Here is a 729-nt window from a genome sequence, read left to right as displayed (position 1 = left end):
AACATTTTATTGTTTCTGCACTTATGGATGCGTTTTGTCATCTTGCCGTGGCAGCGTCGTCGCGGGAAACAGAATGGAGAGGATCATAACAAATGACAGATAGAAAAAAGCCCCAAAATCAATCTCGATTCTGGGGCTCTCTTAGATTCTTCTAAGAAAAAGCAGTGGTACTTTAATAGACCGAGCTTCCTCTCAAAGGTTCAAAGTTTTTTCGATTTTTTTAGCAAAAACTTATGTAAATGATCGTTCTCTAACGATATCTGTTTAAATGCTAATAAAATCAATACGCTATGCGACATGGCTGCGTTGGATGATCTGTTCAACTAAATTGATCTCTAACGCGACTTCATCACAGGCATGTTGACGCGGGCATTGGTCGCAATCTTTCAACACTTTTTCTGGCAACAGAGACTTAGATGTTGGCAAGAAACTCTGCTTCATAAAGAACTCTGGCGTACGTGTTAGTACGAAGACTTTCTTAATCGCCATTTGACGTGCTTTATCCACCAAATAGTTCACGATCGCGCTGCCTTGCCCTTGTCCTTGCCAACCCGCCTCAATACCGAGCGAGCGAATCTCCGCAAGTCCAGAGTCATACACATACAGAGACGCGCAACCAGTCACTTCACCATGATGTTCAGCAACGGCAAATGAGCCAATGTCGCGAACGAGTTCATTACGAGAACGAGGTAAGTTTTCGCCCATATTCGCCCAGTACGCAACCATGCC

Annotated in this window: 1 protein-coding gene and 1 pseudogene; one reads left to right on the top strand and one right to left on the bottom strand. The window is 43.9% G+C overall.

Going from position 1 to position 729, the window contains the following annotated elements:
- Positions 1-96, top strand: a pseudogene (locus tag R7P74_RS26305) (DUF3624 domain-containing protein); the annotation flags it as partial.
- A 192-nt stretch (positions 97-288) separates the two neighbouring features.
- On the opposite strand, the gene R7P74_RS26300 reads toward R7P74_RS26305, so the two are convergent.
- On the bottom strand, positions 289-729 hold a 441-nt coding region (locus tag R7P74_RS26300; RefSeq protein WP_318123582.1), incomplete at its 5' end, for a GNAT family N-acetyltransferase.

Source organism: Vibrio sp. 2033, from assembly GCF_033339735.1.
The sequence above is the reverse complement of the archived record's forward strand: the minus strand, read 5'-3'. Positions and strand labels throughout refer to the sequence as shown.